Consider the following 22601-nt stretch of genomic DNA (forward strand, 5'->3'; position numbering starts at 1 on the left):
CGTACGCCGGACACTCGACGACGGGGACATCGATGAGCCGCACCTCGAACATCAACCTCAACCGCAGGCAGCTCATGGACGGCGTCCTGTGGGAGGCCAAACCCATGCGGGTCCTGCTGGTCACCGCGTTCGTTCCGATCGCGCTCGGCCTGCTCGACCTGGCCGATCTGGGCCTGTCGACCCTCTGGAGCGTCGCGCTGTGGGGTGGGCTGACCCTGTTCGTACTGCTGGGCTACGCGCTCTATCAGTACCGGAAGCTGTCGATCGGCCCCAACGGCCTGGTCTTCCACGGCCTGTTCCGCACCCGCGGGTTGCGCTGGGAGGAGATCGGCGCGGTCGAGGCGAAGCTCAAGGTCGGCACCGCGGATACCCACAGCTATGCGGTGGTGCGCTGCACGATGCGCGACGGCTCCCGGAAGCAGCACACGATCAACTTCCTGGACAAGGACACGTTGGCGTATCTGGCGGTGGACCTGCGCCGGTACGCCGCGCCGCGTGGCATCGCGGTTCGGGTGCTGAGCACCGACGAGGTGGTCCGCGCCGTCGACCTCGTGGAGAGCGGCGCCCGGGGGTGACGGGCCACTCGCCCGATTTTCGCCCGTCCGCCGAATTGGTCGACCGATTCCGCCACCGATTCCCGCCCCGCGAGCGTCCTCCCTGGTGAGCCCGCCCGGATCGGGGGCACAGGCACAACGATCCACGATGATTCACGACGATCGAGGACGGACAATCGAGGACGAAACGGCGACCGGGTGCACGGTTCGACACGGGCGGGGTGAGGTTTTTCGTGTTCTTGGACGGTTTTGACCGTGATGCGGCAATACCTTGTGGGGATGGAACAGCGCAGCCGAGCGGGAGTGCGTCCCGTCCCGCCCCGGAACCCACCGAAGCGGTCTCCCGTGCCGGCGCCGGGACGAGGTGAGCCGGTGCGTCGTCGACCGCCGACCGGACCGCCCCCACCCACCGCGGGCCCACCGCCGGCCGAGCGCGGGCCGGTGGAGCGCGCCGCCCGGCCCCGACGCGCCCATCCGCAGCGGGCCGCCCGCCCACAGCCGCGTCCCGGCCCGTCCCGGCGCCCGCCCGGTGCCCCCGGCGCGTACCGACCGGCCCACACCGGCGGCCTCACCGCCGCGGGCGCGGCCGTGTTCGGCCTCGGCGGCACCCTGCTCGGCGGCCTCGTCGACCACCTGGCGACCGACGGCCTCGGCGTCGTGTTCGGCCTCGCGTTCCTGATCAGCTCCGTGTTCGTGGCCTGGAAGGTACGCGCGCAGGACTGGATCGCGGCCATCATCGCGCCGCCGATCGCCTTCGCCGTGACCGTCGTGCTGGTCAGCACCCTCCTCGGCGGCGACACGCACGAGAGCTACCTCACCCGGGTCGGCCTGGACCTGCTCACCGCGCTGTCCTTCAAGGCCGGCCTGCTGTGGGGCGGCACCGCCCTGGCCGCCGCCGTGGTCCTGGCCAAACGCCGCCTGACCGCCCGCACCTGAGCACCGGCACCCGAGCGCCCCGCCCGCGCGCGCCCGCCGAGCCCGCCACCCAAAAGGGCCCGCCCGAGCGCACCCGGACAGGCCCCACACCTCGCGCCCACGCGCCACCGCTCAGGAGTTGCGCAGATCCCGCCGCAACTCCTGCGGCAACGCGAACTGCAACCGCTCCTCGACCGACCGGTGGATGTGCACATCGCCGAAGCCGCGCTCGGCGAGCCAGGCCAGCACGCCGTCGACCAGCACCTCGGGCACGGAGGCCCCGGAGGTGACGCCGACCGTGCCGACCCCCTCCAGCCACTCCTCCTTCAGCTCCTCCGCGTAGTCGACCAGATACGACGCGCGCGCACCCGCCTCCAACGCGACCTCGACCAGCCGCACCGAGTTGGACGAGTTGGTCGAGCCGACCACGATCACCAGGTCCGACTCGGCGGCGATCTGCTTCACCGCGACCTGGCGGTTCTGCGTCGCGTAGCAGATGTCGTCGCTGGGCGGGTCGACCAGCAGCGGCAGCCGCTTGCGCAGCTCCTTGACGGTGGCCACGGTCTCGTCCACGGACAGCGTGGTCTGGGACAACCAGGCCACCTTCGACGGGTCGCGCACCTCGACGTTGGCGACGCCCTCGGGCCCGTCCACCAGGTGGATGTGGTCGGGCGCCTCGCCGGAGGTGCCGATCACCTCCTCGTGGCCCTCGTGGCCGATCAGGAGGATGTCGTAGCCCTCCTCGGCGAAGCGCACGGCCTCCTTGTGCACCTTGGTCACGAGCGGACACGTGGCGTCGATCGTGCGCAGCGAGCGGGCCGCCGCCTCCTCGTGCACCACGGGGGCCACCCCGTGCGCGGAGAAGACGACCGTGGCGCCCTCGGGCACCTCCGCCGTCTCCTCCACGAAGATCGCCCCACGCTTCTCCAGCGTCTCGACGACGTATTTGTTGTGCACGATCTGCTTGCGCACGTACACCGGCGCACCGTACAGATCGAGGGCCTTCTCGACGGTCTCGACGGCTCGGTCGACGCCCGCGCAGTAGCCCCGGGGGGCGGCGAGCAGGACGCGGCTGGTTGACGACATGGGTCCATCGTACGGGCGCTGATCGGTGATCCATCGGCGTCCGAGCGGCAAAGCGCGCGTAATAGGGTCCTTTGGTCGGGGCCGGTCGAAGATCTGCCGTACCCGTGCCCGCCCACGCCGTCCACGGGAAGACGTCGGATGCCCTTCAGCTCAGCGGAACGGCCCGAAAACGACACCTCGGCCGATCGGGCACCCGCGAAACGGCGCCGGGTCAGCTGGGATCTGCTGCGGGTGGCGTTCGTATCGCTGGTCCTGCTCTTCCACGGCACCTACCTGGCCCGCCAGTGGCATCCCGAACTGGTCGCCCGCCCGATCGTGTTCCCGTACCAGCTCGGCGCGAGCCTGCTCCTGGTGGTCTCCGGCTACTTCGCGGCGCACTCGCTGCGCCGGGGGGACGTGGTCCGCTGGTGGGTCGGCCGGATGGCGCGGATGGTGCCCGCCTTCCTGGTCGGCGTCCTGGGCACCTCGCTGTTCCTGCGGTTGGCCGCGCCGCCGGGGTGGTACGCGCCGGACCTGCGCGACGTGCTGGCCAATCTGGCCATGTTGTGGAACTGGAAACCGCAGACCTACACCTATGTGGACGCGGCCTATTGGACGATTCCGCTACAGCTCCTCTGGTTCACCGCGATCTTCGCGCTGTGGCGTTGGCGCCGGGTGCACGGCGACGCGACGGCCCGGGCGTTGTGGACGGTGCTGCTGATCGAGATGTTCCTGCTGCCGATCCGGCTGCACCTGCAATCGGAGGCGTTCCGCACCCTCTACGACGGCTTCGGCCTGTACCGCGTGCACCTGTTCGTGGCGGGCATCGTGGTGCACCTGTGGTCGCGGCGGCGGGTGCGCGGCGCACACGCGGTACTCCTGCTCGGCACCTGTACGTTCGCGCATCTGTGCCAGACCCGGCAGGTGTCCTGGAGCGTCGGACTGGCGGTCGGCATCGCCGCGATCTGCCTGGCGGCGCTCGGCCCTGACTGGAACCGCTTCCTGCCCGGATGGGCCGGCCGCGTGCTCGAATGGACCGCCGGCATCACCTACGCGGTCTACCTGGTGCACCAGTCGATCGGCTACGTGGTGATGCGCCGCCTCCAGGACCACGGGGTCGGCGCGTGGGGCCAACTCCTGGCGCTCGGCGTGGTCGCGATCGGCCTCGGCTGGCTGCTCACGGTGCTGGTGGAGCGCCCCGCGCATCGGGCGATCATGCGCGGCTTCGACCGGCTGCGCCCGCAGTCCCCCACCTGACCGCCTCGCGCCGTCTCACCGCGTGTGGCCGCCTCACAACGAGTACTTGGCGAAGAAGGCCCACATCAGGTCGTTCGCCGAGATCTCCTGGTTGATCCGCCCGAAGCCGCGCACCTCGACGCCGGCCGCGCCCGGCCAGGTGTGCCCCGCGTCGGACTGGGTGTACAGGACCACCGTCGTGCCGCCCGCACAGTCGCCGTACGTCGTGCGCTCGACGTGCCGGGACACGCGCGTGCGCACCGGCTTGCCCGGGCATCCGTCGATCCCGGCCCAGCGCCGCGCCGCCTCGGGCACCGCGTACGTCCAGCGCGAGGCGGGCCCGCCGTCGTAGGGGTTCGCCTGGTCGGCCAGCCCGTGGAAGGTCAGCACGGGGACGGGCCGGATCGGCCGACACGGCGCCGGCCGGGCCCCGTCCGTGCCGTCGGCGCGCAGACCGGCCACGGGGGCGATCGCCGCTATCCGCCGACTGAGCGTGCACCCCAGCAGCGACGTCATCCGCGCACCGCCGGAGAACCCGGTCGCGTACACCCGCCGATCGTCCAGGCACAACGAGCGGTCCAGCGCGTCCAGCGCGGCGCCCACGAAGCCGACCTCGTCCCGACCGCCCGCCGCGGCCGGATGCCCGCCGTACAGCGGCACGCCGGGGATGTTCCAGGCCCGCCCGGGACCGCTGCCCGGATACTTCAACCCGCCCTCGGGGATCGCGACGACGAAGCCGTGGCGCTCGGCCGACGCACCCATCCCGGTGATCGCCATCTGCGCCGCGCCGGTGCTGTTGCTGCCGTGCAGGTTGAGCACCAGCGGCCGGGGTTCGGTGCCGTCGTAGCTCTGCGGCAGGTACGCCTGGACCCGAAAGGTCTCGCCGGAGAAGGACACGGGAACGCTCACCCACCCCTGCCGGTCGCGCCCGTCGCAGCCGACGTCCACCGCGGCGGAGCGGGCCCGCGCGGCGGGATCGCTCGCGTGCGCGGTCAGCCGGGACAGCGCGAACACGGCGAGTACGGCGGCGACCGCGGCGAACACCGCGAGCGCGCGACCCACCCCTCGCAGGCCCGGGTACCGGGATCCCGCCACAGCCCACCCCACCTCGTTCGGCGACCCGGGTCCGGATCCGGTCCGTTCGGGAAGCATGTCCCCCGAAGACAGACGCTCGCGAACCGACAAAGGTTGCCTGCTGCGGCGCCCGCTCGGCACGTAGAGTTGTCCGCCATGACCGGGACCCGCATCGTCGTCGGCGCCGCGATCCTCCACCGGGGACGCCTGCTGGCCGCCTGCCGCAGCGCGCCCGCCGCGTTGGCGGGCGGTTGGGAGTTCCCCGGCGGCAAGGTCGAGCCGGGCGAGGACGAGACCGCCGCGCTGGTGCGCGAATGCCGCGAGGAGCTGGGCGTGACCGTGCGCCCGGTGCGCCGGTTGCCCGGTGCGTGGCCGCTCGGGAAAGGGTACGTGTTGCACGTATGGCTCGCCGATCTGGTCTCGGGTGAGCCGCGCCCGCTCCAGGACCACTCGGAAGTGCGCTGGCTCGCCCCGACCGCGGTGGCGGACCTGGACTGGCTCGCGGCGGATCGACCGGCGGTGGACCTGGTCGCGGCGGTCATGGCCGAGTCGGCTACGGGAAGGCAGGTCATAGGTGACGAATCGCTGCCAATGCCTGGATAAGGTCGACGTGGCCGTGCCCGGGGGCCGGGCTTGAGATGGTGATCAATCGGGAAAACGGTCCGGAGTAGCAGCGACAAAGGAATCCGCCGTCCATGGAGCAGCGCCGAGAAGTCGACCGGAATCCGGGGGACCCGGCCCGGCGCTCGTCGGCGCCCGGATCCCTGTTCGATCTGGTCCCGTCGGCCACGTGGGTGCTCGACGCCGAGGGCCGGATCGTGATGTGGAGCGCCGCCGCCGAGCAACTGTTCGGCTACCGGCGCGAGGACATCCTCGGCGCCCGCGCGGTCGACCTGGTGCATCCGCCGTTCACCCCCGAGCAGCAGGCGGCGACGACCGACGCGGTGGCCGGCGTCGACGTGTTCGCCGGGCTGTACACGATGCGTCGCGGCGACGGCACGCTGTGCACGGTCGAGTCGCGGGCGGCCTTCGCCGAGGACCTGGACGGCAACCGGTTCGTGCTGATCACCTCGATGGACTCGGCGGTGGTGCACAAGGTCGAGGCCGACCTCGCGATCCGCGAGGCGCTGTTCGACCAGTCGCCGATCGGGGTGGGCATCTTCGACGCCGACCTGCGCTACGTCGCGGTCAACGACGCGCTCGCCGCGATCAACCGCATGCCGGTCGAGGCGCATATCGGACGCCGCCTCGAAGAGGTCCGCCCCGGGATGGACACCGAGCGGGTGCGCACCATCCAGCAGCGCGTCCTGGAGACCGGCGAGCCCGTGGTCGACTCGCGCATCTTCGGCCCGATCCCCGTCGACGGCAGCCCGCGCACGGTGTGGTCGATGTCGTACAACCGCCTGGAGGCGCCCGGCGGCCGGATCCTGGGCATCAGCTGCTCCCTGATCGACGTGACCGAGCGGCACTACGCGATGGTCAAGGTCGACGCCGCGCGCAAGCGGCTCGCGCTGCTGAACGAGGCCGGCACCCGGCTCGGCGCCACCCTCGACATCCCCCGGATCGCGGAGGAGCTGACCGCGTCGGTGGTGCCCGGATTCGCCGACCTGGCCGCGGTGGACCTGCTGGAGGCGATCGTGCAGGGCGAGGAGATCCCGCCCGGCGCGCACGCCGAGAAGGCCCGCCTGCAGCGCGTCGCCTCACGCGGCGCGCGCCCGGGGCGGTACACCGACGAACTGCTGCGCCAGGGCAGCACGTTGGTCTACGCGGCCGACTCCACGTTCGGCCGCTGTCTGCGCACGGGCGGCTCGTACCTGATGCGCAACGTGCAGGACGAGATGTACGACGAGCTGATCCACGACCCGACCCGGGCCGAGGCGGCGCGGGCCCTCGGGCTGCATACGATGATCGTGGTTCCGCTCAGCGCCCGGGGCGTGGTGCTGGGCACGCTGTTGCTCGGGCGCGGTGAGGGCCGCCCCGCCTTCGACCCCGACGACCTGACCCTGGCCACCGAACTGGGCTCGCGCGCGGCGGTGTCGGTGGACAACGCGCGGCTGTACCACCACCAGCGCGAGACCGCGGTGATGCTGCAGCGCAGCCTGCTCCCGCAGAACCTCCCGGACCTGCCGGGCATCGCGGTCGCGCACCGCTACCTGCCGGGCAGCTCGGTCACCGAGGTCGGCGGCGACTGGTACGACGTGATCCCGCTGTCCGGCGGCCGGATCGGGCTCGTGGTCGGCGACGTGATGGGCCACGGGGTGCACGCGGCGGCGGTGATGGGCCAGCTGCGTACCGCCGTGCGCACCCTCGCGGGACTGGAACTGCCGCCCGCCGAGGTGCTGGGGCATCTGGACGATATCGTGGTGGGGCTCGGGGAACTGCACTACGCGACGTGTGTCTACGTGGTCTACGACCCCGTCGCGCGTACCTGCGAGTTCGCCAGCGCGGGCCACATGCCGCCGATCCTGGTGCCGCCGACGGGTCGGCCCAGGGTGGTCGACAACCCTCCGGGCACCGTGCTCGGCGTGGGCGGACTGGGCTTCGAGCAGGGCGACTTCGCGGTCGAGTCGGGCAGCACGCTGGTGCTGTACACCGACGGCCTGGTGGAGACCCGGGACCGCTCGCTCGATGTCGGCATCGGCCTGCTGTGCGACGCCCTGGCGGGGCCGCCGGGGACCCTGGAGCGCACCGCCGACCGGATCGTCGCGGACGTGCACGAGGAGCCCGGATTCGACGACGTGGCCCTCCTGGTGGCCCGCCTGGACGCCCTCGCCGAGGACTCGGTCGCCTCGTGGTGGTTGCCGGCCGAACCCGCCGTGGTCTCCCGGGCCCGCGAGCTGAGCCGCAAGACGCTCACCGAGTGGGGTCTGGACGCCCTGGTCGACATCACCGAGCTGCTGGTCAGCGAACTCGTCACCAACGCCCTGCGCTACGGCGCGGGCCCGATCCGGCTGCGCCTGCTGCGTGGTCGCGCTCTGTTGTGCGAGGTCGCCGACGCGGGCACCACCCTGCCGCGCATGCGCGAGGCCGACGACACCGACGAGGGCGGCCGGGGCCTGCAACTGGTCAACCAGCTCGCCGAACGCTGGGGCAGCCGCAAATCCGGCCACGGCAAGACGGTCTGGTTCGAACTCCCTTTGCCGGAATAGCCTCCGACCCCTACGCGGTGGGCGCCTCGTGCCGCCCGCTCAGTTCTCGTAGTGGTAGCGGCACTGGGCAATCAGCACCGAGTCGTCGGTGACCTTGTAAATCAGGCGGTGCTCGTCATTGATCCGGCGTGACCAGTAGCCGTGGAAGCCGTGCTTGAGTGGCTCCGGCTTGCCGATGCCCTCGTTGCCGTTGTGCGTGATGTCGGCGACGAGGGTGTTGATCCGCTTGAGGATCCTGCGGTCCTGGACCTGCCACCACAGGTATTCCTCCCAGGCTCGGGAGGCGAAGACGATCTTCACTCCGGGTCCACCAGCTCCCGTACCGTCCCGCCGCCGTTTTCCAGTTCCTCGATGGAGGCCAGGAGCCGGCGGGCGTTCGCGGGGCTGCGCAGCAGGTAAGCGGTTTCCTTGAGGGACTCGTAGTCCTCCAGCGAGACTATGACCACCGGTTCGTGTCCCGCGCGAGTGATCACGATCTCCTCGCGGTCGTCCACCACCGCGTTCAGCACCTCGGCGTAGCGAGCGCGGGATTCCGAGTAGGTCATCGTCTTCATGAGCTCGACTCCTCCATTGGGTACAAGAAATTGTACGTCGTGGATCGTGTGGCGACAACGACACCGGGTGCGAGTGCCGTTGCCGACCCGGTCGGCTCGCGTAGTGGCGGTCGGCGAGGCCGGCGGGCCGACCGGGCCGGGGGCGGTGGCCCCGGCGACCGGCCGCCCCCGTCCCGCCTCAGTCCCCGGCCCCCCGCCGGCGGATCTTGTTGCCCAGCCAGACCAGCGGGTCGTACTTGCGGTCGGCGACCCGTTCCTTCATCGGGATCAGCGCGTTGTCCGTGATGTGGATGTGCTCCGGACACACGTCCGTGCAGCACTTGGTGATGTTGCACAGGCCGAGCCCGTGCTCCTCCTGCGCGGCCTTTTGCCGGTCGGCCACGTCCAGGGGATGCATGTCCAACTCGGCGATGCGCATCAGGAAGCGCGGACCGGAGAACGCCGCCTTGTTGTCCTCGAAGTCGCGGATGACGTGGCAGGTGTTCTGGCACAGGAAACACTCGATGCACTTGCGGAACTCCTGCGAGCGCTCCACGTCGACCTGGTGCATCCGGTACTCGCCCGGCTTCAGTCCCTCCGGCGGCGTGAACGAGGGCACCTGCCGGGCCTTCGCATAGTTGAACGACACGTCGGTGACCAGGTCGCGGATCACCGGGAACGTGCGCATCGGGGTGACCGTGACCACCTCGTCCGGCGCGAACGTGCTCATCCGGGTCATACACAACAACCGCGGCCGGCCGTTGATCTCCGCGCTGCACGAACCGCACTTGCCCGCCTTGCAGTTCCACCGCACCGCGAGGTCCGGGGCCTGGGTGGCCTGGAGCCGGTGGATGATGTCGAGGACCACCTCGCCCTCGTTCACCTCGACCTTGAAGTCGCGCAGCTCGCCGCCGTCGGTGTCGCCGCGCCAGATGCGGAAGTCCGCCTTGTGGGTCATCAGCCGTCCTTCCCGGGAAGCTCCGCGTCGGTCAGGTACTTCGTCAGCTCGTCCCGCTCGAACAGCTCCAGCAGGTCGGCGCGCATCGGCACGGCCTCGCTCCTGGTCAGCCGCACGGACAGGGTTTCCGCGTCGGGGTCGACGATCGAGCACGCCAGCACCACCCGACGCCACTCGGCGGACATCGCCGGGAAATCGTCGCGGGTGTGCCCGCCGCGGCTCTCCTGCCGCTCCAGGGCCGAGCGCGCCACGCACTCGCACACCAGGAGCATGTTGCGCAGGTCCAGGGCCAGGTGCCAGCCCGGGTTGTACTGCCGGTGGCCCTCCACGCCCGCCTTGGCCGCCCGCGCCTTGAGCTCGTCCAGGCGGGTCAGCGCCTCGGTCATCTCGCCCTCCCGGCGGATGATGCCGACCAGGTCGTTCATGGTCTGCTGGAGCTCCTGGTGGACCGTGTACGGGTTCTCCGCGCTCTCCACGGCGAACGGTGCCAGTGCCTCGGCCTCGGCCGCGTCCAGCTGCTCCTGCGGGGCCTCGCGCCGCGCCTCGCCGATCTCCTCGGCGTAGCGCGCCGCGTGTTCGCCCGCCCGGCGGCCGAACACCAGCAGATCGGACAGCGAGTTGCCGCCGAGCCGATTGCTCCCGTGCATGCCGCCGGCGACCTCGCCGGCCGCGTACAGGCCGAGCACGCCCGGGGTGGCCGCGGTGTCCGGGTCCACCGCGATCCCGCCCATCACGTAGTGGCAGGTCGGACCCACCTCCATCGCCTCGGCGGTGATGTCCACGTCGGCCAGTTCCTTGAACTGGTGGTACATCGACGGCAGTTTGCGCCGGATCTCCTCGGTGCCGCCGGCCATCCGGCCGACCACGGTCAGGAACACCCCGCCGTGCGGCGAGCCCCGACCGGCCTTGACCTCGGAGTTGATCGCCCGCGCCACCTCGTCCCGGGGCAGCAGCTCGGGCGGACGCCTGTTGTTCTCCTGGTCGGTGTACCAGCGGTCGCCCTCGGCCTCGGACTTGGCGTACTTCTCCTTGAACACGTCCGGGACGTAGTCGAACATGAAGCGTTTGCCCTCGGAGTTGAGCAACACCCCGCCGTCGCCGCGCACCGACTCGGTGACCAGGATCCCCTTCACCGACGGTGGCCAGACCATCCCCGTCGGGTGGAACTGGACGAACTCCATGTTGATCAACGGCGCGCCCGCCAGCAACGCGAGCGCCTGCCCGTCGCCCGTGTACTCCCACGAGTTCGAGGTGACCTTGAAACCCTTGCCGATCCCGCCCGTGGCCAGCACCACCGCCGGCGCGTCGAAGACGGTGAACCGGCCCGACTCGCGCCAATAACCGAACGCGCCGGCGATCCGGTTGCCCGCCTCGGAGCCGGCGTCGGGCACGGTCAGCAGCCGGGTGATCGTGCACTCCTGGAAGACCTTCAGCCGCGCCTCGGCGTCGCCGAACTCGCGTTCGTCCTCCTGCTGGAGCGCGACGATGCGCTGCTGGAGGGTGCGGATCAGCTCCAGTCCGGTGCGGTCGCCGACGTGCGCGAGGCGCGGATACTCGTGGCCGCCGAAGTTGCGCTGGCTGATCCGGCCGTCGGCGGTGCGGTCGAACAGCGCACCCCAGGACTCCAACTCCCAGACGCGGTCCGGGGCTTCCTTGGCGTGCAGCTCGGCCATCCGCCAGTGGTTGAGGAACTTGCCGCCGCGCATGGTGTCGCGGAAGTGCACCTTCCAGCCGTCCTGCGAGTTCACGTTGCCCATCGAGGCGGCGATGCCGCCCTCGGCCATCACCGTGTGGGCCTTGCCGAACAGCGACTTGCAGACCACGGCGGTGCGCAGGCCGCGCGTGCGGGCCTCGATGGCGGCCCGCAATCCGGCGCCGCCCGCGCCGATCACGACCACGTCGTACGAATGACGTTCCACTTCGGACACGAGTGCCACTCCTGTACTGGGCTGGGACGTTGGTGCCGGGGGCGAAGAACCGTGCGGGGGGATCGCTCAGAAGAAGCGGGGATCGTGGAAGGCCCCGCTCGCGACCAGGTACACGTACAGGTCGGCGAGCGCGACGCCGAACAGCGAGGCCCAGGCCAGTTCCATGTGCCGGCCGTTCAGCCGGCTGACGAAGCCCCAGAGGCGATAGCGCACGGGGTGCTTGGAGAAGTGCTTGAGCTTGCCGCCGACGATGTGCCGACACGAGTGGCACGACAGCGTGTACGCCCAGATCAGCAGCACGTTCGCGAGCAACACCAGCGTGCCGAGCCCCATGTGCCCCCAGGCGCCGTGCTCGTCGCGGAACGCGATCAGCACGTCCCAGGTCAGGATCACCGCCACCACCGCCGCGAACCAGAAGAAATAGCGGTGGATGTTCTGCAGGATCAGCGGGAACCGGGTCTCGCCCGAGTACGAGCCGCGCGGCTCGGGAACCGCGCACGCCGACGGCGACGCCCAGAACCCCCGGTAGTACGCCTTGCGGTAGTAGTAGCAGGTCAGTCGGAAGCCGAGCGGGAAGATCAGGATCAGCAGCGCCGGGGACAGTCCCCACCAGTCGCCGAACAGCGGCGCGTTGGCGCTCATCGGCATGCTGTCGCACTTGGACGCCAGACAGGGCGAGTAGAACGGCGACACGTACGGCTCGGCGAAGTAGTCGTCGTTCGCGAACGCCCGCCACGTCGAGTAGACGATGAACGCGGACAGGATGGTCACGGTCACCGCGGGCGAGAGCCACCAGCGGTCCGTGCGCAGATGTCGCGCCGGGATTTGTGCGCGGCCCGGCGCGTTGGTGCCGGTGCTGCCGGCCGGCCCCGTCGTCCCTGTAGCCAAGACGTCACCTTCCTGTCCGGCGCTGCGGTCGCATGCCGCCCACGCCTTCGTCGTCCGCGTCCGCGAAGATGACCGGGTCGTACGGCAGATCGGACATCACTTCGCTCGGCGTGGGGACGGGCACGACCACGGGTTCGGCCTCGGCGATCGTCTCGCCCACGAAGCCGAGACTGCTCCGAGCCCGCTCCACGTCGTCGCAGAGCCGACGGACGCCGTACGTATCGCCGAGAGTGCGGCGCAGAGTGCGCACCGCGCGTGCCAGTTCGTCGAGCCTGCGCCGGGCAAGGGCCAGGTCCTCGTGCGCCCGAGTCGTCAAGATCGCGCTCACCTCCTGCTTTTCCGGCGCCACGTCGTCGGGGGCCGGGGGATGGGGATGGTGTTGCGGACTTGCCATGGATTCCCGAGGTGGGAACGTCGGCAGTCTGGCGCGAACGATCAATCGATGGAAAGTGTTTCGCGGATCTCGTCGGTCACAGATCGGGAAAACGTGATCGGGAATGGAAAGATCACCGGAATTCGATCTTCGGGAAACAAGATCGAATTCCGGTGATCAGGGGGGATGGGCGATAAAGATCTTCGCTCGGGCGGGCCGCTCGAGGTTTAACGATCTTGTCGATGTCCGCCGATTGCCGAGTTCGGCGATCGGGTGGACTCAGCGATCGTCGAGGCGCATCGTGGCGGCCGGGCTGGATTCCACCCGGGCGCGGGTCGCGGCGATCCGGGGCCGGCCGGGAAGAATACGCTCCGCCTCGGCCAGCGCCTCCCGGGCGGAGACGATGTCGCCCTCGGCGCATACACACAGCGCGAATGTGCACAATGCGTCGGCATGCCCGGCGCGGGATGCCCGCTTTTCGGTGTCCACCAGGCGTTTGGCGGCGCGTACCGCTTTCGCGGCGTTTCCGTGCAACACCATCAGCAGCGGCTCGTCGTCCTCGGCCTCGAAGCGGATCGTCGCGCCCGAGGGGTGCCGGTACGAATCGCCCGGCTTGCGCAGCGCCTCCTCGGCGGCGGCCAGGTTGTCCGCGAGCGGCACCGTGCCCATGATCAGCGCCTGCACCATGACCTCGCCGAACAGCGCGCGGGCGGTGTCCCAGGCCGGATGGCTCGGGCCGATCCGGTCCAGATAGGCCCGGGCGACCGCGGCCGCCGCGGCGTCGTCGGCGTGCGCCTCCAGGGACTGGACACGCGCGAAAGTGCGATAGGGCTCACTTTCCGGCCCGTCGGGGATCAGATCCGCCAATTGTTCGACCAGGGCGACATCTCCGTCGCGATAGGCCTCGGTGGCGCGCTCGTACAGCACCCGCGCCCGCCCCTCGGGGGTGCCCTGATCCGACGGGGCGGGCGTTTCGTCCGCCCCCATATCGGTCGGAACGGGCCCAAAGGTTCCGTCCCGCCGTTCCGCGGCCCGCCGGGACCACCGCTTGCGGATGCGTTCGTTGAAGGACTCGCCAGACTCGCTCACACCTACGGATTGTGCCCTGTACGCCCCCCGAACGGCTTCTCGCGGGCGCCGGCACCGAGCGGCGCGCGTTACTCCCCGTACGATTGACCTTGGCGCCGAGGAGGCAGGCCGGTTCGCGCGATGCCCATCGCACGACCGAGGAGGCCCGCGGTCGCCGGCCGTCCGTAGCATCCCCGACCGAAGCCGAGAGACACGCAGCCGTGCCCACGCGCCATGACATCCGCAACGTCGCCATCGTCGCCCACGTCGACCACGGCAAGACCACCCTCGTCGACGCCATGCTGAAGCAGGCGGGCACGTTCAGTGCCCACCACCAGATGGACGACCGGGTGATGGACTCCAACGACCTGGAGCGCGAGAAGGGCATCACCATTCTCGCGAAGAACACCGCCGTCGCCTATCACCCCAAGGACGGTGGCCCCACGGTCACCATCAACATCATCGACACGCCCGGCCACGCCGACTTCGGCGGAGAGGTGGAGCGCGGCCTGTCGATGGTGGACGGTGTCGTGCTGCTCGTCGACGCGTCGGAGGGACCGCTCCCGCAGACCCGCTTCGTGCTCCGCAAGGCGCTCGCGGCGAAGATGCCGGTCATCCTGTGCATCAACAAGGTCGACCGTCCCGACTCGCGCATCTCCGAGGTCGTCGACGAGACCTACGAGCTGTTCATGGACCTGGACGCCACCGAGGAGCAGATCGAGTTCCCCATCGTCTACGCGTGCGCGCGCGACGGTGTGGCCACGCTCGTCCGCCCCGCCGACGGCACCGTGCCGACCGACAGCGACAGCCTGGAGCCGTTCTTCCAGGCCATCCTCGACTCCATCCCCGCCCCGGAGTACGAGGAGGGCGCGCCGCTCCAGGCCCACGTGACCAACCTGGACGCGTCCAACTTCCTCGGCCGCATCGCGCTGTGCCGCGTGCACCAGGGCACCATCCGCAAGGGTCAGCAGGCCGCGTGGTGCCGGCACGACGGCACCATCGAGCGGGTGAAGATCACCGAGCTGCTGATGACCGACCAGCTCGAGCGCAAGCCCGCCGAGGAGGCCGGCCCCGGCGACATCATCGCCATCGCCGGCATCCCGGACATCATGATCGGCGACACCATCGCCGACCCCGAGGACCCGCGTCCGCTGCCGCTGATCACGGTGGACGAGCCCGCGATCTCGATGACCATCGGCACCAACACCTCGCCGCTGGTCGGCAAGGGGGGCAAGGGCCACAAGGTCACCGCCCGCCTGGTCAAGGACCGCCTGGAGCGCGAGCTGGTCGGCAACGTGTCGCTGCGCGTGCTGCCCACCGAGCGCCCCGACACGTGGGAGGTCCAGGGCCGCGGCGAGCTGGCGCTGGCGATCCTGGTGGAGACCATGCGCCGGGAGGGCTTCGAGCTCACCGTCGGCAAGCCGCAGGTGGTCACCCGTGAGGTCAATGGCAAGATCCACGAGCCGGTGGAGCGGCTGACCATCGACTCGCCCGAGGAGTACCTCGGCGCGATCACCCAGCTCCTGGCGTCCCGCAAGGGCCGCATGGAGACGATGACCAACCACGGCACCGGCTGGATCCGGATGGAGTTCGTGGTGCCCGCCCGCGGTCTGATCGGGTTCCGCACCGAGTTCCTCACGGACACCCGCGGCACCGGCATCGCGCACAGCGTGCACGAGGGCTACGAGCCCTGGTTCGGCGAGATCCGGACCCGCAACAACGGCTCCCTGGTGGCCGACCGCGCCGGTGTCGCGACGCCGTTCGCGATGATGAACCTGCAGGAACGCGGCCAGATGTTCGTCGAGCCGACCACCGAGGTGTACGAGGGCATGATCGTCGGCGAGAACTCGCGCGCCGACGACATGGACGTCAACATCACCAAGGAGAAGAAGCTCACGAACATGCGCTCGTCGACCTCCGACGAGACCGAGAAGCTGATCCCGCCGCGCAAGCTGTCGCTGGAGCAGGCCCTCGAGTTCTGCCGCGAGGACGAGTGCATCGAGGTGACCCCGGAGACCGTGCGCATCCGCAAGGTCGTCCTCGATCAGAAGGAGCGGGGCCGCTCGGCCTCGCGTGCCAAGCGCTGATCACGCGAAGGGCGCCGTTCGGCGACCCGAAACGAGCCGGTGACCTGCGGTCGAACCCGCAGGTCACCGGCTTTTCGCATGCTGAGACCAACTCGATATCTTTGCCCGGTTATATTCGTTATGTTTCCAATGCGAGTAACATTTTCAAGCAAAAATCGATCAGATGCGAAACTTCTAACAAACATAAATGACGAATATCTTTCGCTCTCGGGTTTAGTATGACTGTCCTCTTGACGACACGGTAATTGGGTTGCGAGAGTCCGTGCGGCCACCAAACCAAACGGAATCCGGTCGCACTCGACCGCGACTCGGGGGTATTTGCAGTCATGACCATGCAACCCCAGCTGGTCCCGGAGGCGGGAGGATCCCCGAATCCGGGAACGCCCGACTCACCGCTCTCCGAAGCGGGGGTCGCGGCGGCACCGCAAGAGGTGGTCGGGCGATCGCCCGGCCAGCTCGCCTGGCGGCGTTTCCGCAAGGATCGCAGCGGCGTCATATCCGCGTCGATCGTGATTTTCTTTTTCTTGATCGCTTTCGCTGCGCCATTGATCGAAAAGCTGTACGGAAAGGACCCGTACACACGTTACGGGCAGATCCACCCGGGCCTGCTCAACGAGGTCGGCGCGCCCATCGCGCCCAACGGCGGCATCTCGGGCGAACACTGGTTCGGCATCGAACCCGCGGTCGGCCGGGACGTGCTGATGCAGCTCGTGTACGGGATCCGTACCTCGCTGCTGCTGGCCGTGGTCGTGGTGATCATCGTGACGGTGGTCGGCACCGTCCTGGGCATCACCGCCGGATACCTCGGCGGCAAGGTGGACTACGTGATCAGCCGGGTGATCGACACCCTGCTGGCGATGCCCTCGCAGTTGTTCTTCATCGCGTTCACCCCGATCGTGCTCGCGCTGTTCGTCAGCGAGCGCGAGACGACACCGACGATGCTGCGGGCGACGGCCCTGATCATCGTGCTGTCGTTGTTCGGCTGGACCCGGATCGCCCGCATCCTGCGGGGCCAGGTCCTGTCGATGCGCGAACGCGAGTACATCGAGGCGGCGAAGGTCAGCGGGGCGGGATCCGGGCGGATCATCTTCAAGGAGCTGCTGCCCAACCTGTGGACCCCGATCCTGATCGTCGCCACGCTCGACCTGCCGACATACGTGACCACCGAGGCGGCGCTGTCCTTCCTCGGAGTCGGCATGACCGAACCCACCCCGGACTGGGGTCGGATGATCAACAAGGGTTTCGAAGGCATGCAGAGCGACGTCACCTACCTGGCCTTCCCGGCCATCGCGATGGTGATCTTCGTGCTCGCCTTCAACCTCCTCGGCGATTCGGTACGCGACGCGCTCGACCCCAAGTCGAACCGATGACCGGCCGGGGTCCACGCGCGGGCCGATCGTGCCCGTCGTGACCCCGGAGCCTGCGCAACCGCTCCTGCGTACGTCCCACCCGCCGCGGCACCTGGGCCCGGTGAACGGTTTCTTGATGAGGGGATCACATGACATCGACGGGGAAGCGCCGATTCGTCGCGCTGTTCGCGGTAGGGGCCCTCGCGGCCTCGGCCTCCGCGTGCAGCAGCGGCGGCGGAGACAAGAAGGACAACACGGCGAAACCCTCCGCCAAGACGGCGTCCGTCGTGATCGGCACCGCAGCCGACTCGAAGGGCCCGGCGGCCGAGGTACCGGGCGCCAAGAAGGGCGGCGTGGCCGGCGTCCTCAACCGCACCGGCTTCTCGCACCTGGACCCGGGTCGCGCCTACGTCAGCAACCTGATGACGGTGTCCGAGCTGATCTCGCGCCGGCTGACCACCTACAAGCGCGAGGGTGACAAGACCACCCTCGTCGGTGACCTGGCGACCGACACCGGCACCACCACCGACGGTGGCAAGACCTGGAAGTACACGCTCAAGGACAACCTGAAGTACGAGGACGGCACGCCGATCGTGGCCGCCGACGTCAAGTACGGCGTCGAGCGCATGTTCAACAAGGCGTGGAACGAGGGCCCGGTCTGGATCCAGGGCTGGCTGACCGGCTCGGAAAAGTACTGGGAGAGCTACCCCGGTCCGTACGACGGCGCCGAGCTGCCGAACGACAAGATCGAGGTGCCGGACGCGAAGACGATCATCTTCCATCTGACCGCGCCGCAGGGCGACTTCCCCTTCGCCGCCGCGATGGGCACCACCGCCCCGATGCCCAAGGCGAAGGACACCAAGGAGCAGATCGACACCAAGCCGTTCGCCAGCGGCCCGTACAAGATCACCACGCACGAGCCGGACAAGCAGCTGATCCTGGACAAGAACCCGAACTGGGACCCGGCCAGCGACTCGGTGCGCCACCAGTACGTGGACCAGTTCAAGTTCGAGATGGGCATCCCGGGCGCGACGCAGTTCCAGCGGCTGACCGCCGCGGCCGGCAGCGACGCCGCCGCGTTCACCCTGAACGAGCGTCCCGACGCCAACTTCGCCCAGCAGATCGCCACCGACCCGGCGCTGAAGAACCGGGTCACGGACGGCATCGGCCCGTACGCGAACCGGTTCGACATCAACAACCTGCGGATCACCGACGTCAACGTCCGCAAGGCGATGGCGATCGCGTTCCCGCGCCAGTCCGCGCGACTGGCCGAGGGCGGCCCGACCGCGGGCGACTTCTCCACCACCATCGCCTCGCCCACCCAGTTGGGCTACGCGCCGTACAAGAGCCTGTTCGACGGTCTGCCGCCGGACGGCGACCAGGCCAAGGCCAAGCAGATGCTGGAGGCCGCCGGCAAGGTCGGCCAGAAGGTCGTGCTGTGCATCAACACGACCAAGGTCCAGCAGGAGCGCGCGCTGCCGATCATGGACATGCTCGGCAAGGCCGGCTTCCAGATGGAGCGCAAGGAGATCTCCGACAAGGAGTACTACGACGTCATCGGCAAGCTCGACACGCCGTGTGACCTCTACTGGGCGGGCTGGGGAGCGGACTGGCCGACCGGCTCGACCGTCTACACCCCGGTGTACGACAGCCGCCAGGTGCTCGACAACGGCCAGAACTACGCCAAGTACAAGAACCCGGCCGTGGACGCGGAGATCGACCGCATCCTGAAGATCACCGACACCAACGCGCAGGCCGTCGAGTGGATGAAGCTCGACGAGAAGATCATGCAGGACGTGCCGTCCATCCCGTACATCTACCAGCGTCACCGCCTGGTGTACGGCCCGCAGATCGGCGGCGCCGCGCTCAACTCCAAGGGCGCGATCGACCTGAACAACATCTTCATCAAGTAGCCGTCAGGCCCGTCGGCGGTCGATCCGCCCGTCGGTCGGTCGGTCCCGGGAGTCGCGCACGCGACTCCCGGGACCGACCGGTCCGACCGGATCGATCGCCGGGGGCACATCGCGGAGGAAGACCGGCCTCATGCTTCGATTCCTGGTCCGGCGGCTGCTCGGCGTAGCGGCGATCCTGCTTGTCGTCAGCCTCATCACGTTCTACCTGTTCTTCGCCGCCTCCGGCGAGGACTCGGTCGTGCGCCTGTCGTGTGGCAAGAACTGCACGCCCGAGATGCGCGAGACGGTCCGGCACAACCTCGGCCTGACCAAACCGCTCCTGGAGCAGTATTGGATCTTCATATCCGGGATCTTCGCCGGCCGTAACATCGGTGAGAAAACCTGCAACTTCCCGTGTCTGGGCTACTCGTTCGCCAACAACCAGAACGTCGCGCACACGGTGGCGGACCGCTTCCCGACCACGGTGTCGCTGGCCATCGGCGCGGTCGTGCTGTTCATGACGCTGGGTATCGGCCTGGGCATCCTGGCCGCGATGCGGCGGGGCAAGAAGACCGACAAGGTCGCCACGGGCTTTGCGCTGCTCAGCGGTTCGGCACCGATCTACGTGCTCGGGCCCCTGTTCATCTATCTCTTCGTCCAGCAGTTGGGCTGGATGGATCGACCGCAGTATCACCAGTTCACCGACGATCCGTTCCAATGGGCGTCGGGACTGCTGTTGCCGTGGATCTGTCTGATGACCATCCACATGGCCATGTACGTCCGCCTCACCAGATCCACGATGGTGGACGTGTTGTCCGAGGACTACGTACGAACACTCAAGGCCAAGGGCCTGTCCGGACGCAGCGTGTACATCAAACACGCCTTCCGGGGCGCGCTCAGCCCGATCGTCACCGTGCTCGGCGTGGACATCGGCGTGCTGATGAGCGGCACGATCATCACCGAGAGCACCTTCAGTCTGCACGGCATCGGCATGCTCGCGGTCACCTCGGTGACCGACTCCGACCTGCCGATGATGATGGGCGTGGTGGTCATCGCGGCCAGCTTCACGATGCTCGCGAATCTCGTGGTGGACCTGTTGTACGCCGTCATCGATCCACGGGTCCGGCTCGCGTGAGAGGGCGGCGTCCGATGAGTCAGCGTCACCGTCCACCAGCCGCAGGGGCCGAGGAGCAGGGCATGGCCGCGAGTACCGATACCACCGCCGATCAGCCGGCCGGCAAGGCCGAGGCCGCCGGGAAGGCGGGGGCTTCCGCCCGCGCCGACGGCTCCGACGCGTTCTTGTCGGTGCGCGATCTGCGGGTGCACTTCTCCACCGACGACGGCGTGGTCAAGGCCGTGGACGGGTTGTCCTTCGACGTCGAGAAGGGCCGCACGCTCGGCATCGTCGGCGAGTCCGGCTCGGGCAAGTCGGTGTCCTCGTTGACCATCCTGGGGCTGCACAACCGGGAGAAGACGAGGATCGAGGGCGAGATCCGGTTCGACGGCCGCGAACTGATCACCATGCCCGAGCGCAAGCTGCGCGACCTGCGCGGGCGGCGGATCTCGATGATCTTCCAGGACCCGCTCACCGCGCTGTCGCCGTTCTACACGGTGGGCGAGCAGATCGCCGAGTCCTATCGGCGGCACCTGGGCGCCAATCGCAGCGACGCGCACGCGCGGGCGATCGAGATGCTGGACCGCGTCGGCATCCCGAATCCCAAGACCCGGGTGAACGACTACCCGCACCACTTCTCCGGCGGCATGCGCCAGCGCGCGATGATCGCGATGTCGCTGGTGTGCGACCCGGACCTGCTGATCGCCGACGAGCCGACGACCGCGCTCGACGTGACGGTCCAGGCGCAGATCCTGGATCTGCTCCGCGACCTCCAGGACGAGTTCGGCACCGCGATCCTGTTCATCACCCACGACCTCGGCGTGATCGCCCAGATGGCGCACGACGTGCTGGTGATGTACGCGGGACGCAGTGTGGAGAAGGGCACCGTGCGCGAGGTGCTGAAGAATCCGCGGCACCCGTACACGTGGGGGCTGCTGTCCTCGATGCCCAATCTCTCCGGTGACGTCGACATTCCGCTGCGGCCGGTGCGCGGTACGCCGCCGAGCCTGCTGGCGCCGCCGTCGGGTTGTCCCTTCCATCCGCGGTGCGACTACGCCGACGTGGTGGGCGGCGAGCGGTGCCGGACCGAGCCGCCGGTCCTGGCGCTGTCCGAGGGGCGCGGGTCGGCCTGTCACCTGAGCGCCGAGGACAAGCAGCGGATCTTCATCGACGACGTCCGCCCGCTGCTCGGTTGATCGCCGAGGCCCGGCCGACGGCAGAAAGCAGGAGAACGACGATGACCGAGACGATCAGCGAGACCCCGGCGCCGGCTCCGGACCCCGCGCCGAAGTCGCCCGGCGAACCGCTGCTCGACGTACGGGGTCTGGTCAAGTACTTCCCCGTCAAGGGCGGCGGCCTGGTCCGTCGCAAGATGCTCAACGTGCGCGCGGTGGACGGGATCGACCTGTCCGTCGCGGCGGGGGAGAGCGTGGGCCTGGTCGGCGAGTCCGGGTGTGGCAAGTCCACCACCGGTCGGCTGATCAGCCGGCTGCTCGAACCCACCGGCGGCACGATCCACTACGACGGCAACGACATCACGCACGCGACCCGCAAGCAGATCGCCCCGATCCGCAGCCAGATCCAGATGATCTTCCAGGACCCGTACTCGTCGCTGAACCCGCGACAGACGGTCGGCGCGATCGTGAGTTCGCCGATGGAGGTCAACGGGATCAATCCCGAGGGTGGCCGGAAAAAGCGGGTGCAGGAGCTGTTGGAACGTGTCGGTCTCAACCCCGAGCACTACAACCGTTTCCCGCACGAGTTCTCCGGCGGCCAGCGGCAGCGGATCGGAATCGCCCGCGCGCTCGCGCTCCAGCCCCGGTTGATCGTGGCCGACGAGCCGGTCTCCGCGCTCGACGTGTCCATCCAGGCGCAGGTGGTCAACCTGCTCCAGGGCCTGCAACGGGACATGGGCATCGCGTTCGTGTTCATCGCGCACGACCTCGCGGTGGTCCGGCACTTCTCCCAGCGGGTGGCGGTGATGTACCTCGGCAAGATCGTCGAGATCGCCGACCGCACGTCGCTGTACGCGAACCCGCACCACCCGTACACGCACACGCTGCTCGCCGCGGTGCCGGAGACGGACCCGGACAAGAGCGGAAACCGGACACGGGTGCACGCCTTCGGCGACATGCCCAGTCCGATCAACCCGCCGTCCGGCTGCCGCTTCCGGACCCGCTGCCCCAAGGCACAGGACGTGTGCGCGAACGAGGAGCCCCCGCTGATCGGGATCGACACGCTGCTCGCGGGCCACCGGGTGGCGTGCCACTTCCCCGGTCCGCTGGAGGCGACCGCCAAGGCGGAGGAGACGATGCCCGAGGAGCGGATCGAGGCGGCGCTGGAGGCCGGCATCACGACCGACCCGGAGTAACGACGCGTCGCCGTGACGGCGAATCTTCATACCGCACCCGAGAACGG

The 22601-nt window shown here is 69.2% G+C and carries 20 protein-coding genes; 11 read left to right on the forward strand and 9 right to left on the reverse strand.

All coding sequences use genetic code 11. The features are described 5' to 3' along the window. Positions 1-32: 32 nt before the first annotated feature. Both ACH4XV_RS27825 and ACH4XV_RS27830 read left to right on the forward strand, forming a co-directional pair. A complete protein-coding gene (locus ACH4XV_RS27825) occupies positions 33-575 on the forward strand; it encodes a hypothetical protein (RefSeq protein WP_395794355.1) in 543 nt (180 codons plus the stop codon). A 351-nt stretch (positions 576-926) separates the two neighbouring features. Then, on the forward strand, positions 927-1490 hold the full coding sequence (locus ACH4XV_RS27830) for a DUF6542 domain-containing protein (protein ID WP_395794357.1): 564 nt from the start codon (positions 927-929) through the stop codon (positions 1488-1490). A gap of 111 nt (positions 1491-1601) precedes the next feature. Here ACH4XV_RS27830 and ACH4XV_RS27835 read toward each other — a convergent pair whose 3' ends face one another. Then, complete coding sequence (locus tag ACH4XV_RS27835; protein WP_395794359.1) at positions 1602-2555, reverse strand: 4-hydroxy-3-methylbut-2-enyl diphosphate reductase; 954 nt, start codon at positions 2553-2555, stop codon at positions 1602-1604. A 138-nt stretch (positions 2556-2693) separates the two neighbouring features. Between ACH4XV_RS27835 and ACH4XV_RS27840 the strand changes: the two genes are divergently transcribed. Next, positions 2694-3791, forward strand: a complete 1098-nt coding sequence (locus tag ACH4XV_RS27840; protein WP_395794361.1) for an acyltransferase — start codon at positions 2694-2696, stop codon at positions 3789-3791. 33 nt (positions 3792-3824) lie between these two features. Here ACH4XV_RS27840 and ACH4XV_RS27845 read toward each other — a convergent pair whose 3' ends face one another. After that, complete coding sequence (locus ACH4XV_RS27845) at positions 3825-4865, reverse strand: alpha/beta hydrolase family esterase (protein WP_395794363.1); 1041 nt, start codon at positions 4863-4865, stop codon at positions 3825-3827. 135 nt (positions 4866-5000) lie between these two features. On the opposite strand from ACH4XV_RS27845, the gene ACH4XV_RS27850 reads away from it, so the two are divergent. Together ACH4XV_RS27850 and ACH4XV_RS27855 are read left to right on the forward strand one after the other, a co-directional pair. Further along, entirely contained in the window at positions 5001-5447 is a 447-nt protein-coding gene (locus ACH4XV_RS27850; protein WP_395794364.1) for a (deoxy)nucleoside triphosphate pyrophosphohydrolase, read from the forward strand. 92 nt (positions 5448-5539) lie between these two features. Then, entirely contained in the window at positions 5540-7993 is a 2454-nt protein-coding gene (locus ACH4XV_RS27855) for a SpoIIE family protein phosphatase (RefSeq protein WP_395794366.1), read from the forward strand. Positions 7994-8032: 39 nt separating this feature from the next. On the opposite strand, the gene ACH4XV_RS27860 is transcribed toward ACH4XV_RS27855, so the two are convergent. The 7 genes from ACH4XV_RS27860 to ACH4XV_RS27890 all read right to left on the reverse strand — a co-directional run bounded on the left by ACH4XV_RS27860 (position 8033) and on the right by ACH4XV_RS27890 (position 13762). Then, positions 8033-8293 (reverse strand): Txe/YoeB family addiction module toxin, encoded by a 261-nt coding sequence (locus ACH4XV_RS27860; RefSeq protein ID WP_395794368.1) that lies wholly within the window; start codon positions 8291-8293, stop codon positions 8033-8035. Then, entirely contained in the window at positions 8290-8547 is a 258-nt protein-coding gene (locus ACH4XV_RS27865) for a type II toxin-antitoxin system Phd/YefM family antitoxin (protein WP_395794370.1), read from the reverse strand. Before ACH4XV_RS27865 ends, ACH4XV_RS27860 begins: the two co-directional genes overlap by 4 nt. Positions 8548-8725: 178 nt before the next feature. Beyond that, positions 8726-9484: a succinate dehydrogenase/fumarate reductase iron-sulfur subunit gene (locus tag ACH4XV_RS27870; RefSeq protein ID WP_395794372.1), complete on the reverse strand. Its 759-nt coding sequence runs from the start codon at positions 9482-9484 to the stop codon at positions 8726-8728. Further along, positions 9484-11412, reverse strand: a complete 1929-nt coding sequence (locus ACH4XV_RS27875; protein WP_395794374.1) for a fumarate reductase/succinate dehydrogenase flavoprotein subunit — start codon at positions 11410-11412, stop codon at positions 9484-9486. The genes ACH4XV_RS27870 and ACH4XV_RS27875 overlap by 1 nt, the downstream gene beginning before the upstream one ends. A gap of 66 nt (positions 11413-11478) precedes the next feature. Beyond that, complete coding sequence (locus ACH4XV_RS27880; RefSeq protein ID WP_395794376.1) at positions 11479-12300, reverse strand: hypothetical protein; 822 nt, start codon at positions 12298-12300, stop codon at positions 11479-11481. Positions 12301-12304: 4 nt separating this feature from the next. Further along, complete coding sequence (locus ACH4XV_RS27885; protein ID WP_395794378.1) at positions 12305-12616, reverse strand: hypothetical protein; 312 nt, start codon at positions 12614-12616, stop codon at positions 12305-12307. A 336-nt stretch (positions 12617-12952) separates the two neighbouring features. Further along, the gene (locus ACH4XV_RS27890; protein ID WP_395794379.1) at positions 12953-13762 is read right to left on the reverse strand and encodes a hypothetical protein; all 810 of its coding nucleotides are present in this window, start codon (positions 13760-13762) and stop codon (positions 12953-12955) included. 200 nt (positions 13763-13962) lie between these two features. Here ACH4XV_RS27890 and typA point away from each other — a divergent pair, with 200 nt between their 5' ends. The 6 genes from typA (at position 13963) to ACH4XV_RS27920 (ending at position 22554) form a co-directional block, all read left to right on the forward strand. After that, positions 13963-15828, forward strand: a complete 1866-nt coding sequence (typA, locus tag ACH4XV_RS27895; protein WP_078976865.1) for a translational GTPase TypA — start codon at positions 13963-13965, stop codon at positions 15826-15828. Between the two features lie 326 nt (positions 15829-16154). Then, entirely contained in the window at positions 16155-17198 is a 1044-nt protein-coding gene (locus ACH4XV_RS27900) for an ABC transporter permease (protein ID WP_379999716.1), read from the forward strand. 128 nt (positions 17199-17326) lie between these two features. Continuing rightward, on the forward strand, positions 17327-19090 hold the full coding sequence (locus ACH4XV_RS27905; RefSeq protein ID WP_395794382.1) for an ABC transporter substrate-binding protein: 1764 nt from the start codon (positions 17327-17329) through the stop codon (positions 19088-19090). A 130-nt stretch (positions 19091-19220) separates the two neighbouring features. Next, the gene (locus tag ACH4XV_RS27910; protein WP_395794384.1) at positions 19221-20204 is read left to right on the forward strand and encodes an ABC transporter permease; all 984 of its coding nucleotides are present in this window, start codon (positions 19221-19223) and stop codon (positions 20202-20204) included. 62 nt (positions 20205-20266) lie between these two features. Further along, positions 20267-21379 (forward strand): ABC transporter ATP-binding protein, encoded by a 1113-nt coding sequence (locus tag ACH4XV_RS27915; protein ID WP_395794386.1) that lies wholly within the window; start codon positions 20267-20269, stop codon positions 21377-21379. A 41-nt stretch (positions 21380-21420) separates the two neighbouring features. Further along, positions 21421-22554 (forward strand): ABC transporter ATP-binding protein, encoded by a 1134-nt coding sequence (locus ACH4XV_RS27920; RefSeq protein WP_379999724.1) that lies wholly within the window; start codon positions 21421-21423, stop codon positions 22552-22554. Positions 22555-22601 lie beyond the last annotated feature (47 nt).

Source organism: Embleya sp. NPDC020630, assembly GCF_044334985.1.
In the GTDB taxonomy this organism is placed as follows: domain Bacteria; phylum Actinomycetota; class Actinomycetes; order Streptomycetales; family Streptomycetaceae; genus Embleya.